The sequence below is a fragment of the Parasegetibacter sp. NRK P23 genome, from assembly GCF_023721715.1.
Lineage (GTDB): Bacteria > Bacteroidota > Bacteroidia > Chitinophagales > Chitinophagaceae > Parasegetibacter.
In genome coordinates this window covers 3674254-3687333 of record NZ_JAMDLG010000001.1, presented here as the reverse complement: position 1 = coordinate 3687333, position 13080 = coordinate 3674254, and the positions used below count along the sequence as shown (strand labels likewise).

Here is a 13080-nt window from a genome sequence, read left to right as displayed (position 1 = left end):
TTAAGCTTAAAAAATTGTCCTTCTGTCTGTGCGCTGTTCCGGCGTGGTCCCATCCATGCGCACGATCTTCGGTATAAACCGCCCTACGGTATCTACCAATGCCCGCTGGCCCTTCATGACCATCTCGATATCCTTATACGCATGGGGTGCTTCGTCCAGACCACCACCCATCAGGGTTACGCCGTTTTTCAGCAGCAGAAGATTCAGTTCATGGTGCGTGAAGCTGTTGGCAGCCCTGCTCCTGCTCATTTTACGGCCGGCGCCATGCGCGGCTGAGCAAATAGCAGCGGCTTCGCCTTTTCCTTTTACGATAAAACCAGGATGCACCATGGAGCCGGGGATAATGCCCAGCACATTTTTCCCGGCTGGCGTAGCGCCTTTCCGGTGAACGATTACTTCCTGCCCCTCCCACTTCTCCTTCCAGGCGAAATTGTGGTGGTTTTCGACACGCTTAAATGGCTTGCGACCAAGCGCTTTAGCGATCTTCGTATGTATCACATCGTGGCATGCGGTGGCATAATCGCCCGCGAGGTTCATGGCGAGCCAGTATTCCTGTCCTTCCGCTTCATCCAGTCCCAGCCAGGCCAGGTTAGCCGCTTCGCCGGGAAGCCTTCTCCTGCTTCGTGCCATCTTCGTGTAATGGTTAGCGATATGCGCACCCAACGCCCTGGATCCCGAATGGGTGAGTAGCCCTACATATGTTCCCGGTTCAACACTCAGTATGTCGTCTTTTTCAGTGATCTCAACAGCGCCGAATTCCGCAAAATGGTTGCCGCTACCGGAGCTGCCCAATTGTTTCCAGGCTTTGCCATGCAGTTTTTTCAACAGGGGAAGCGCTCCGAAAGCAGGATTGTCCATAACAGCATGATCTGCTGCCTGCTGAAAGGATTTTCCGCTGCCGAACAATGTCGCGTTCTTCAATTCGCGCGCAAAGAAATCTTTCCTCCGGTGTAGTTCAACGGGATCTATATCGAACAGACTTAAACTCATCCTGCAGCCGATGTCAACACCCACACCATAGGGAATTACGGCGTTTTTCACCGCAAGCACACCGCCTATGGGCAAACCATAGCCTGCGTGCGCGTCGGGCATCAGTGCGCCACCCACACTAACCGGTAATTTAACGGCTTGGTGCATCTGGTGCAATGCGGCGGCTTCAATGTGTTCCTGACCGAATATCGTGAAGGGTACGCCGTTCTTGTTCAGAGATACGGCTTCTGCTTCGGCCTCCGTTTCTTCCACCAGTTGCCTGGCGATGAGTTTCAGCACGGCATCATCGAGATATGTCGCGGGCGATGCCAGTACCGCGTTTAAAATGTTCATTGCTTTTTCTTTTGTTTCGTGTTTATAATGTTGTTGCATCACCTGTAAGGCGATGCTGATGACCGGTGTTTCCGGATATCCTGCTTTGCGCAAATCCTTTGCGCTTAGTTTTAACTTGCTCATGGTATTTTGAGTTGGCTCACGGTGTTTTCACGGTACCCGGTGGCACCGCTATAGCGGTGCCACCGGGTACCGTATTTTAACGGTTCGTTTGGACCGTAAAACCCAGTTCCGTTATCAGTATAATTGAAACGAGTATGCGAAAATTATTAATGTTTTCGATGCTTCCGTCAGGACGCGTATCTCCTGGAGTTGATGAAGGCCGGGATTACATTGCTTTGGGTTGAACGAGTGGCAAAAAAAAGCCCCGCGGTTCAGGCGGGGCGTATGTTTCAGTTATTTTTCTCCTATGGGTAATAAAGAAAAGAACATGCCCCGCAGCCTGCAACGTTGCCTTCGCGGCCCGCCAGGTTGGTGTTGATATGTTTGTGTTGCTGGAGCATTGTTGTTGTTTTAAATTCTTAGGATGCAAAGGTGTGATTAATTTTTGAATCGTACAATACTTCTTGTTTTTTTATTTTGTCTACATCGTTTTCATCATACAGCTCTCACAAAAAATATTCTTCCAGAAAGGGGTCAGCAGCAATTGCATACTTACACCTCCCCGGTCAATAGCGTTGAACAAGGCGCAGAAGCGCGCATTGTTAATTCCGATCGCATTTTGCATAGTCCTTTTAAAGAGGGGAAGCCGGGTGTCCAGTTCAAAAATGATGGAGAGTGAAAGGTAGTAGAACAGCAGATCTTCGTTCACTTCCAGGCGACTGATACGCGGCTCGATGAGTGTGAAGGCCCATTCGTATTGTGCATAATAACAGAAGAATTTGGCGATTGAAAGCAAGTCTTCGTCTGAAACGCCAGGGTCCAGATATTTGTCCCTGATTATTCCGAGTGCCTCATCTTTTTTATCGAAGTTGCCCTGGCTCATATAAATTTCGCATAACAGTATATGGTAGTTGATCATCATCCGGCGCGTTAATTTCTGATCTGTTCCGTACGAAGGAAGCTGGTTGAGTCTCGCAAGGAGCGCGTTCCTGTTCACAAGTGTGTCGCCATATTGCAGGAGCCGTAATTGCAATGCGCAGATGTTGTATTTTATTTTACCATTTGCAGGATCAGCTTTTTCGATGGCGAGCAGTTCGTTCAGTGCATCATCTTCGTAAATCTCTTCCAGCAGTAGTTTGTAAACGTTCTTATCGTTCAACAACCGGCTGAACGCTTTTTCCCGGGGAATCGTGACAGCGTCAAGGTAGCTGGCGGGTATTTTGTTGTCGGTTACTCTTTTATAAATTGACCTTTGAATATCCTGTGCAAGCTGAATATTCCGGGCTTCCACAGCGGCTTTGAGCCGCGTAACGAGTTCGCCGTCTTTGAGCATATCTGCCGGATTTTTATCGTCCAGGTAGAAAGTCACGATAGCTTTCCTGGAGTACGCGAGTACTGGCTCCATAGAGTCGAGCAACGATTTGTTGCGTAAACGTGTTTTAATGTCTTCTTTGGGAAGACCGGCCAGGTATTGGAAGGGTGTTCCCGCAATGGACTGGAAGAATTCCATCCAGTTTTCGCCGCTGGTTACCTGGCTGGTAAAATCCTCCGTTTGGAGGGCGTCAATCATTTTTACAATCCCGGCTCCCCGTTCTTTCTGCAGTTGCATGTTCAACGCCGTGGCGCCTTCAATGGAAGAAAATGCTCTTACTTCAATCCTGGAAATACGTTGCTTTTTTTGCTGGAGTGTATCATACAATTTGCGGAACGTTTCGGGTTCAAAAGTGGACTTTCCTTTAGGGAATGGAACAACCTTCGTCATTTTCTCCGTGAACGGAATGCGCTGTACGTATTCAGTATCCAGCGGAATATCAGCCGTATGCAGCAGTGATTCTGTAAAAAGCCCCATGTCCAGCAGTTCCCACATACTTCGGGGGATATTCGTAAAGTTGGTATAGAAGCATACTTTCTTATCACGCAATACCACGAGGTTACCTTCCATTTCTTTTCCCTCGATTGCTGTGGGTATCTTGCCCAGGAGAATAGAAATATGCCCTCCTTCTTCTCTTTCAAGGCGCCTGTTCAGTTCATCCAGGTAAACCGGCGGCAACAGTTGCCCGGTGTGCCAGCCTTCCCGCCGGACCGTTTCTTTTCCGCAGGAAAACTGTTCTTTCAACACGATATCAGCGGTTATCCCATCGGTAGGACGGAAGAATATCTTTCTGAACCAGGCCTCGCTGTTCATTTCGAAATATACATTTCCATCCCGGAAAGTAATACCGAAAAGCACTTCTTTGGGCTTGCTTTCTATAAGTGTTCTGCACTGCACACATTCAGGCGCGGCACTGCCACCTGTGAGGGAATATGTTTGCTGGGCCATCGTCCATACCGGGAGGAATAAGGCTAAAAGAATAAGGTGTTTAGGGGATTTCATAACGGTGATTATACGGCCAATTTAATACATCCCACGGAAAAAAAGATGTCGCATCCTCCCCACTTCTTGTCGTAACCGGAAGCTTTTATTTTCTTCCTAACATGTAAGTTTGCATCACCAACTCCTTCCAATATGAAAAAGTTACTGCAACTGTCCCCGCTTAACGCCGATCTTGCGGCATTGCTGCTGCGCCTGATTTATGGTGGACTTTTCGTGCGCTACGGCTATATGAAAGCCTCGAATTATGACGCGATCCTTCCCATGTTCGGAGACATCATCGGGATCGGTTCGAAACTATCTTTCAACCTGGTGATCTTCGCCGAACTGGGTTGCGGCTTTCTCGTACTCATCGGGTTATTCACCAGGGTAAGTGTGTTACCCGTTCTGTTCACCATGATCATCGCCTATTTTGTGGCCCACGCGAAAGATACTTTCGATGTGAAGTCTATGTCTTTCATTCTGATGGTGCTGTCGCTGGTAATATTTGTACTGGGCAGTGGTAAATATTCGGTAGACGCGTTGTGGAACAGGAAGAAGCCAGACTGATGCTAGTTTAAAGAATGTAATACGCAACTTTTCTTTAAAGTGTGCTGCTTACATACATTACACCGAATTTACTATGGGTGTAAAATACACGCAAATTTCCTTGTCTTAACATCGGGGGAACTGGTCATTTCCTGCCGCCTTACCTGTTGAATGTAAAAACCAATGGTTTGCCGTCTCCTAAAGTCCCCTTATGGTACGGAATGCTTTGGCGATGGTTTCCGCTTCTTCCGCTGTAATCTGCGAGGTGGCGCGCAGGGTACGCGTAAAATAGTCGATCTCTTCTTTAGTGGCAGGACAACCGCTGTTGCCTCCCGGTTCATCCGAACCTTCTTTGCGGATGCGCGCATCGGCAAGCAGTGATCCCTTTTCATCAAATACCAGCCAGTAAGGAATACCGGAGTTGCCCCCATGGTACTGGTCCATAAAAGCTTTCCCGCCAGGGTTCTCCAGGTTCTTCTTGTTCTCCGATTCCAGTACGGTGATATGTCGGGTAAGATAATATTTGTTGAAAATGGGCGCCACGGCAGGGCTTTGAAGGATCGTATCCATTTTATGGCACCAGCCACACCAGGAAGCGTGGAAAATGATGAATACTTTCTTCTTTTCCTGCGCCGCAACAGACCGTGCTTCCTTCAGTACATCAGTTGCAGAAGGCGGTTGCGCATGGATAATGGTTGCTGTCAGCAGGAGAAAAGCCAGGGTGAAGAGCGCTTTTTTCATAACGGTGTTTTCAGTTGAGGGTACAATTTACTGGAATTGCGTGAACCCCCCATGGCATGATTTTTTTCTCTTTTTCCCCAAAGAAAATCACCATGCAGAACTGGTTAAAAACACTCATCGCCGGCTACGGCGCCTACAAACTTGGCGGCGGATGCCTCGGCACCATACTGGTATTCGTACTCATCTTCTGGGCATTGGGACATTGCTAAGCTACTGCGCGATGGTGACCACGCTTTCCTCCCTGTTGCCACAAGTGTGAAAAGAGCAGGAAGGTTTTCGTGCATCGGCGTAGCCCGCTATTGCGGTGGTTTGATCCACTTCCTCCAACATGTTTGCAGGGAATTCCTGCGCCTTGGTCTGCACCAGTTCGGTGCGGATGTGCATGAATAAAAGACTTTCATTGGCATCGTTCTTCTCCTTGGGAGAAGAAATGCCCGTGAACAATACACCGAAAAGCGTGATCCCCGTAACCAGGATATTCTTTTTCATTTGTATTTTTTTAAAGGGTTACTCCGCTGGCGCGGTTTATTTTTTTGTATTCCACTTTCGCTTGCTGCAAAAGATCATTCACGTACATGGCGCATCTTTCATCCGCATCGTACAAACTGAACTCATGGGAAAGGCGTGTTACCCTTTCTTTGTATAAAGGATTGTTGAGCACTTCATTTACAGCCGCCTGTATCTTAACGGGCGTAGGTGTTTCTGTTTTCATGTTCACACCAAGTTTAAAATAACCTACCCGCGCGCATATTTCGCTTTTGCCTTCATGAACGCCGGCCACCACCAGGGGTAGTTTGTGGGTGATGCCCAGCAGTGTTCCGCCATATCCGCCGTTGGTAATGAATACATCGGCCAGCGGCATTACTTCTGAAAATGGGATAAAGTCACGGATCAGTATATTTTTTTCCGGGAACCTGGCTTTCAGTTCTTCGGTACGGTTACCCGCGGTAGTGGCGATCACGAGGTATTCCGTGTTCCGGAAAGCTTCCAGTGTAGGCACAAGCAGCTTTTCCACATCGGGCTCCGCGGTTCCCTGGGTTACCAGGATCACTTTTTTGTATTGCGCCTGCTCAGCACAGAGTCGGAAAGGTTCGTTGCCGGGCTTGTGTTTGGGTAGCAAGGGGCCAATGTACCGGATCTTGGGGTTGAGGTCGCCACGGCGGTACTCGAAGCCCGGGGTGCCGCTCTGGAGTACGAGGTCGACTTTGCGGTAGAGGATATCCAGTACATTGCCGGAAACCACTTTCACCCCGTACTGCCTGAAGATGCGGTTATTGATCTTCGTGAGACCGGAGAACATCATTTTGTCGCAGGAGAAGCGCATCAGACCTTGTTTTATCTTTCCGAAAAAAGTATACGAAGGCGTAATACCCAGTCCCGCGGGCGCAAGGTCCTTTGAAGATTCCATGATGGGCGCGATGCCCACGGTAATAACGGGAATCCTGAGCTTATCTTTGATGTAGGCCGAACCCGTGAACATAATATCGGCGATGAGCAGGTCGTAAGGGAAGTCCTGGTAAATCGCTTCCAGGTCCTGGAAATATTTCGGACCGAAGCCGATGAAAAGGTGCTCCAGGTCGTATTTGAATTTCTTTACCTGGCTTTTAATCGCTTTCCTTTCAGAGAAAAACTCCTCGAAGTTGTTGGCGTTTATCTGCGGAACGTTTACAAAAGGATAGTGGTGCAGCCCGAGTTTGGCGACTTTCTCCTTGTAATAGTCCTGGGTGTAGAACCGCACATCGTGGCCCATTTCTTTGAGATGGGTGGCGAGGCCGGTGAGTGGATTAAAGTGGCCGTCGGCCGGGACACATGCAAACAGGATGCGTCTGCCATTCTTTGCCAGCGTGTTTTTCACAGGGTCGTTTCCGGGAAGAATGTTGTGTTGCATAATTGCTGATTGAGTTGTAAAGGATAATTTTGATGCAAGTTTCCATCAATCTTATTTCAGAAGAAAGTGCATCCTGCGTGAATTGACATATCAGGTGTATGGATTGCGGGTTTATGCGTTCTTCTCTATCTTTATTTTTCAAAGCCCCCAAGTGAACAAGTTCTTCTCCTTCTTATTGTTGCTGCTTGTGCTGGAAAGTTTTGCCCAGGCACCCGACCGTTTCGTTTTCAACCGTTTTGGTAAGATCAATGGTCTTGCTGCGGATGATGCGGTTTCCGTAGCGCAGGATGCGGAAGGCTATATCTGGATCGCTACCGGAAACGGCTTACAACGTTATGATGGTAAGCGTTTCATCACTTTCAGGCACAATGCCGCGGATCCGAATTCGCTGCCCACGAGCAATATCGCTTTCGTGCTGCTGGATAAAAAAGGCCGCTTATGGGTGGAATGCGAAGGCTCCAGGATCGGGATATTCGATACGAAAAGTTTTCGCTATACACCTGCCAGGATAAGTTTACCGGAAGAGGCAAGAAGGAATGAACTGTTGCGGATCACTGCCGATGCCGACAATACTTTGCAGATGATCGTGGCCAATTACGGGGTGATCACTTACCATGAACAGCGCAATGAATTTTCAGCCGCATTCAACAAAGCCAAAGCCCCGGATGGCAGCATCGCCGGCGATATCCGTAAGAACGGGCAACAAAACAGTTACTGGGTAACGCATGCCAAAGGGATCGACCTGTTTGATGCTTCCACCCAACGGTTTGTCCCACGCAGCTCCATGCCCATGCTGGTGACCATCAACCGGAAGCTGGAAGAAGAAAAAGCCATGGGACCAATTTATACGTTTACCGACCAGCACGGGGTACTCCGGATGCAGCTATGGTCGAACAAACAGGTGGGCCCCGATCTCCTTAGCTACGATACCCGTTCTCACCAATTGCTTTCCTACAAAATAAATATGGACGAGCTTATCGGTTCCTACCACGATCTCAATGGCACATTGGAGCAGCGCAACGGCGACCTTTGGGTATATGGCGCCCCGCTTTTCGCCCGCTTCAACCGACAGAAAGGAAAGTTTGAGGACGTGCGCAACGAATCGCTGCGGGAACACGGCTTGGATATAGAAAAAGTTTACCACCTCTTCGAGGACCGCGAAGAGAATATCTGGGTGGCCAGCAGCAACGGGCTTTATGTTTTTAATCCTTCGGCTCAGGTCTTCACGAACATGCCTAACCGCAGAAACGACAACAGGAAATACAACCACGCCCCCGAATCGATCCTGCAACGCGCCGATGGCACCATCTACGTTTCCGCCTGGGGCGCCGGCATCTTCGCCTACGATCCCGCATTCAATATTCTTCCCAATCCATTCTTCCCATCGCCAAGGCAGAACGACGCCATCTCCGTATGGGATATGCTGGAACGGAAGAACGGGGAAATATGGATGGGTATGCAGGGTGGAAGCTTACGCATTTACGATATGCTCCAACGCACCCATAAGGAACTGCACCTCGGCGTATTCGAAAAACATACGCTCCGCCAGGTGCGGGAAGCGCCCAACGGAGACATCTGGATTGGCACCCAGGCGGGCCTGATCCTTAAATGTAAAGGCGGAAACTGGAAGGATACCAGTTCCTTCTCCATCGTGCAACGCGTGAAAGGCAACATCATGCAGTTACTGCCCGATCAGAAAGGCAATGTATGGGCCTGTTCGGACCGGGACGGACTCTACCGCATCAACGCGGCTTCGGGCCGGATTGAAGAACATTTTTCAGAAAAAGGTCCGGAGGGAAAAAGGCTGAACAGCGGCGGGGCAACGAACATTATGCAGGTGAACGACAGCACCATGCTCGTTGCCAGTGGCTGGTTGCATATCCTCAATACCCGTACCTCCACCTTCAGGTATATCACGCCCGACCACGGCCTCCCGCCCTCCGCGGTGGTCAGTTTCGTAAAGGACCTTAAAGGATTCATCTGGATCGGTTTGCTGGATGGTATCTGCCGTTATGATATGCGTACCAACCTGGTCAGTACCTTCGGTTCCGAAGATGGTGTGGTGAACGACCATTGTCAGCCCAATGCCGCCCGCCTGCTCCACGATGGCCGGATACTCTTCGGTACCACTTCCGACCTGCTGGTGGTGGACCCCAACAAAATCATCATCCCCGAAAAAAAGCCGCCCGTTACCATCGCTTCTTTTTTCGTTTCCAACAAACCCCTTCGTGTTGATTCCCTGCTTCAACTCAAAAAAATTACGCTGCCCCATTACAACAACTCCCTTACCATCGACCTTTCCACACTCACTTACACCCATACTTACGGGATCGTGTACCAGTTGGTGGGCGTAGATAAAGACTGGCAGATGAGCGCGAACAAACAGGCCATGTACAATTACCTGGCGCCCGGCACGTACACTTTCCGCACAAGAATCTGGCAGGAAAATGACGGTTCCAAAAAAGTGACGGAACTCACCATCGTGATCACACCGCCCTTCTGGGGAAGCTGGTGGTTCTACGGATTGCTGCTGCTTTGCGGCCTGGCCATATTGTATTTTATTGATAAGAACAGGATCAGCCGGATCAAACAAACCCAGGAACTGCGCACCGATATCGCGCTGAACCTGCACCAGGATGTGAACACCACGCTGAACAACATCAACCTGCTCAGTGAAATGGCACGCATCAAAGCGGACAACGACGTGGACCGTTCCAAGGAACTCATCGACCGCATCAGTGAAAAAAGCAACAGCATGATCGTGGCCATGGACGATGTACTCTGGGCTATTGATCCCGCCAATGATACGATGGAGAAAATGGCGCTGCGGCTCCGTGAATATACCGATACACTCCGCCTGCGTTACGATGCGGAAATCAATACCCAGGCCGATAAAAAAATCCGGAAACTGAAGCTGGATATGAAACGTCGCTATGGGCTATTTGTGGTGTTCAAAGAAGCGCTCCGTTGTTTGGTGGAATATATGGGCGGAAGAAAGACGCAGATACAACTGAGCCTTTCTCACCACCAGCTTTCCCTGAAGATCAAGGATGAAACGGCGCTGGACCAGGATCACCCCATGTTACAGGGTAGTGTAGACGCCATGCGGGCCAGGGCCGAAGAAATGAACGCGCTGCTCGATATCCAGACCGATAAACACGGCGCTGATATTGTATTGCAGATTCCGCTTCAATAATTATTTGCCCATCCAGCGCTTGAACTCGGCTACTTTTTCGCGGCTCACAATTACTTCTTTATCCAGTGCGGGTTTCAATTGAAGGATGAGCCTGTTCCCGAAATAATCGTGTATCTGTCCCACGCTGTTTACGGAAACAAAGAAGGAGCGGCTCACGCGATAGAACCGGTCGGGATCGAGCATATCTTCCAGTTCATCCATCGTATAATCGACAACAAACTTTTTGTTCTCACCTGTTTTAAAAAAGATCAGCCGGCCGTCACTGTAGAAGTAGGCGATCTCGTCGGTTTCCACGGAAACCAGGTTGGGTCCGTTCTTTACCAGGAAGCGTTTGCGGTAATCTTTCGGGTGCAGCTTCTGTTGCAGTTCTTTCAGCAGGTTGTCCATATTCAGCGCAGGCGCTGCGGCGGATGTGGCGTATAGTTTTTTGTATTTTTCGAGTGCCGCGGCCAGGTCATCTTTCTGGACCGGCTTCAAAAGATAGTCGATGCTGTTCACCTTAAAAGCTTTCAGCGCGTATTCATCGTAAGAGGTGGTGAAGATGACGGGGCATTTCACTTCCACGTGGTGGAATATTTCGAAACTTTGTCCGTCCAGCAGTTCAATATCCATCAGCATCAGGTCGGGCGTTTCATTGTTTTCCAGCCATTCCACCGCGGCGGCCACACTATCTGCGGTGGCGATCACTTCAATGTCTTCATCAATACTCAACAATGTTTTGTAGAGTTTCTTCACGGCCAGTTCTTCATCTTCAATAATAAAAACTTTCATGGGTGTTGTGTTTAGGTAAAGGTGGTGTTCAGGTTGGGCGTTCCGTTCCAGATCAGCGGCAGCACCACGGTAAAGTATTTTCCATCTTCCATCACCTGGAAACCGTGCTGGTTCAGCAACTGGTATTTGGTGGCGATATTGGAGAGGCCCACGCGTCCGGAAGGCGCTTTCTTACTCCTGCCCCTGATGTTGTTGTTGACCACCAGTTTATTGCCGGCGGTGGTGAATATTTCGATGGTGAGTGGATGGTTCTTTGAAAGCGCGTTGTGCTTCACCACATTTTCCACCAGCATCTGCAAACTGAGCGAAGGCAGCAGGTGTTGGTCGTATTTCTTATCGGTCTCGATCTGCAGGCGCAACGCTTCACCATGGCGCGTTTTCAGCAAACGCATATAGGATTCAATAAAATGAAGTTCGTTGCGGAGCGTACTCATGCCGCTTTCGTTGGTGCGCAGCAGGTAGCGGTACACTTTGCTGAGTTCGTTCAGGAAGAGTTCCGCTTTCTGTTTGTCTTCGGAAATAAGCGCCGAAAGCGTATTAAAGCAATTGAACAGAAAGTGCGGGTTCACCTGCCTTTTCAGCGACTCAAACTCGCCTTCCAGGCTAAGCTGGGCGTACATCTCCCGTTCCCTTACACTCTCTTTGTATTGTGAAAAGATAAAATCTCCTTCCCAGATGATCATCGCGATCAACGTAATGCTTACGCCAATAGAAAGCGAGAGCCAGAACTTGCGCGGTGTTACCTCGAAGGGCTCCGCGGAAAAATGCTCCACGCCCCAGAGAATGATGAACACGCATATTGTGACGACTACGAACTGCTTTACCACCAGCGTTACGATGCGTTTGATGGTATCGCGGTAGGAAATAAACGCGTCGTGAATGTACCTGGTAAGCACTACATCCGTGTACCAGATGCCCAGTCCCACCAGCAGGATAAAGCCGAATCCTTTGAGCCAGAGCGCATCGTTCCTGTACCACTCGTTCCCGAACAGCACAAAGCAGGTGAGAAAGGAGATCAGCGGCATCAGCGTAACGAAGCTGGCCCATTCCATCTTATTGGGAACCGGCAGTTTCATAGGGCTACGATTTTATGTTCTATCAACGGGAGTTTCATCGTGAAAATACCGTTGCCGTTTTGCACTTCCACCTCTTTTTTACACAAGAGTTTGTACTTATCGGCGATGTTGAAAATACCTTCTTTGCTCACCTCCACCGGATGTTTCCTGGGCAGCCATTCGTTTTTTAGAATCAGGTTGCCGTCAGGATCGGTGTTTACCGCAAACATCATCGGGTGTTTTTTAGACAACATCCCGGTGTTAAAACCATATTCAAATACGGCTTGTAACAGTAGTGGGGTCACAAATTTCTTACGGTCGTTCTCAGGGACTTTTATGTCCAGTTCCAGGCTATTGCCATACCTGGTTTGTAAGAGATAGAAATAAGAATGGAGGAATTGTATTTCCGTTTCCAGAGGTACGAACTGTTCCTCGTGGCAACTGAGCATGTAGCGGTATACTTTAGTAAGTTCATCCAGGAAGGCTTCGGCTTTTTCTTCATCTTCGCTGATCAGGCTCGAGAGCGAGTTCAGGCTGTTGAACAGAAAGTGCGGGTTGATCTGACTTTTCAGTCCCAGCAACTGGCTCTGCGTATAAGTTCGTTTGAGTTGTTCTGTTTCCTGGAGCGTGTTTTTCCAACGTTCGAAACTATCCACACCTTCGTGTACCAGCGTCACCATTACATTCAGGACAATGCCGATGGCCAGCATCCAGTAATACGGTGTTTCCTCGAAAGAATAGCCGAACAGTCCGAAGAAATCGTATCCTTTAAAAATAAGCGTGGTCACGAAAGCCTGTACCAGTGAGATGAGCAGGATAGTAAGCAGCATGCGTTTCAACAACTGCCGCCCTTGCGGCAGGCGGTTGCGCACGGTTACGGCGATGAGTGCATAGCCGATCCAGGCCAGGGCCATCACCGCGGCCACCAGCAGACCTGAACCCGCGATAAGCACAGTGTTGCTGAAGAAGTTTTTCCCGAACAACAGCACATTAAAGAGCGCCACCACTGGAGGGAGCGCGGTGGCCATAATGAGCATGTCTTTCCGGGTGTATTGCGGGAGCGGCATAGTTTAACGCGGGCAAAATACGATCTTTTTGAGGGAAG

At 49.3% G+C, this 13080-nt stretch carries 10 protein-coding genes; 2 read left to right on the top strand and 8 right to left on the bottom strand.

Translation table 11 applies throughout. The features are described 5' to 3' along the window. Nucleotides 1-6: 6 nt before the first annotated feature. Together M4J38_RS14930 and M4J38_RS14925 are read right to left on the bottom strand one after the other, a co-directional pair. The gene (locus M4J38_RS14930; RefSeq protein WP_251760503.1) at nt 7-1446 is read right to left on the bottom strand and encodes an RtcB family protein; all 1440 of its coding nucleotides are present in this window, start codon (nt 1444-1446) and stop codon (nt 7-9) included. Between the two features lie 460 nt (nt 1447-1906). Continuing rightward, on the bottom strand, nt 1907-3799 hold the full coding sequence (locus M4J38_RS14925; RefSeq protein WP_251760501.1) for a hypothetical protein: 1893 nt from the start codon (nt 3797-3799) through the stop codon (nt 1907-1909). Nucleotides 3800-3931: 132 nt separating this feature from the next. On the opposite strand from M4J38_RS14925, the gene M4J38_RS14920 reads away from it, so the two are divergent. Next, nucleotides 3932-4345, top strand: a complete 414-nt coding sequence (locus M4J38_RS14920; RefSeq protein ID WP_251760499.1) for a DoxX family protein — start codon at nt 3932-3934, stop codon at nt 4343-4345. 177 nt (nt 4346-4522) lie between these two features. Here M4J38_RS14920 and M4J38_RS14915 read toward each other — a convergent pair whose 3' ends face one another. From M4J38_RS14915 to M4J38_RS14905, 3 genes are all read right to left on the bottom strand, one after another. Then, nucleotides 4523-5065, bottom strand: a complete 543-nt coding sequence (locus M4J38_RS14915; RefSeq protein ID WP_251760498.1) for a thioredoxin family protein — start codon at nt 5063-5065, stop codon at nt 4523-4525. Between the two features lie 210 nt (nt 5066-5275). Beyond that, complete coding sequence (locus tag M4J38_RS14910) at nt 5276-5554, bottom strand: hypothetical protein (protein WP_251760496.1); 279 nt, start codon at nt 5552-5554, stop codon at nt 5276-5278. Nucleotides 5555-5564: 10 nt separating this feature from the next. After that, nucleotides 5565-6953, bottom strand: a complete 1389-nt coding sequence (locus M4J38_RS14905) for a glycosyltransferase (protein WP_251760494.1) — start codon at nt 6951-6953, stop codon at nt 5565-5567. A gap of 151 nt (nt 6954-7104) precedes the next feature. Here M4J38_RS14905 and M4J38_RS14900 point away from each other — a divergent pair, with 151 nt between their 5' ends. After that, a complete protein-coding gene (locus M4J38_RS14900) occupies nt 7105-10149 on the top strand; it encodes a hypothetical protein (protein ID WP_251760493.1) in 3045 nt (1014 codons plus the stop codon). Here the strand turns inward: M4J38_RS14900 and M4J38_RS14895 are convergent, their stop codons facing one another. From M4J38_RS14895 to M4J38_RS14885, 3 genes are read right to left on the bottom strand one after another with little or no spacing between them, the layout of a single operon-like run. After that, nucleotides 10150-10920 (bottom strand): LytTR family DNA-binding domain-containing protein, encoded by a 771-nt coding sequence (locus M4J38_RS14895; protein ID WP_251760491.1) that lies wholly within the window; start codon nt 10918-10920, stop codon nt 10150-10152. Between the two features lie 11 nt (nt 10921-10931). Further along, a complete protein-coding gene (locus tag M4J38_RS14890) occupies nt 10932-11996 on the bottom strand; it encodes a sensor histidine kinase (protein ID WP_251760490.1) in 1065 nt (354 codons plus the stop codon). Continuing rightward, nucleotides 11993-13042 carry a sensor histidine kinase gene (locus M4J38_RS14885; RefSeq protein ID WP_251760488.1) on the bottom strand — a complete coding sequence of 350 codons (1050 nt, stop codon included), beginning with the start codon at nt 13040-13042 and terminating at the stop codon, nt 11993-11995. Before M4J38_RS14885 ends, M4J38_RS14890 begins: the two co-directional genes overlap by 4 nt. Nucleotides 13043-13080 lie beyond the last annotated feature (38 nt).

Bases quoted from the DNA above. Each gene is read 5' to 3' on its own strand.
- M4J38_RS14930 (WP_251760503.1), bottom strand. From the start codon at position 1,446: ATGAGCAAGTTAAAACTAAGCGCAAAGGATTTGCGCAAAGCAGGATAT.
- M4J38_RS14925 (WP_251760501.1), bottom strand. From the start codon at position 3,799: ATGAAATCCCCTAAACACCTTATTCTTTTAGCCTTATTCCTCCCGGTA.
- M4J38_RS14920 (WP_251760499.1), top strand. From the start codon at position 3,932: ATGAAAAAGTTACTGCAACTGTCCCCGCTTAACGCCGATCTTGCGGCA.
- M4J38_RS14915 (WP_251760498.1), bottom strand. From the start codon at position 5,065: ATGAAAAAAGCGCTCTTCACCCTGGCTTTTCTCCTGCTGACAGCAACC.
- M4J38_RS14910 (WP_251760496.1), bottom strand. From the start codon at position 5,554: ATGAAAAAGAATATCCTGGTTACGGGGATCACGCTTTTCGGTGTATTG.
- M4J38_RS14905 (WP_251760494.1), bottom strand. From the start codon at position 6,953: ATGCAACACAACATTCTTCCCGGAAACGACCCTGTGAAAAACACGCTG.
- M4J38_RS14895 (WP_251760491.1), bottom strand. From the start codon at position 10,920: ATGAAAGTTTTTATTATTGAAGATGAAGAACTGGCCGTGAAGAAACTC.
- M4J38_RS14890 (WP_251760490.1), bottom strand. From the start codon at position 11,996: ATGAAACTGCCGGTTCCCAATAAGATGGAATGGGCCAGCTTCGTTACG.
- M4J38_RS14885 (WP_251760488.1), bottom strand. From the start codon at position 13,042: ATGCCGCTCCCGCAATACACCCGGAAAGACATGCTCATTATGGCCACC.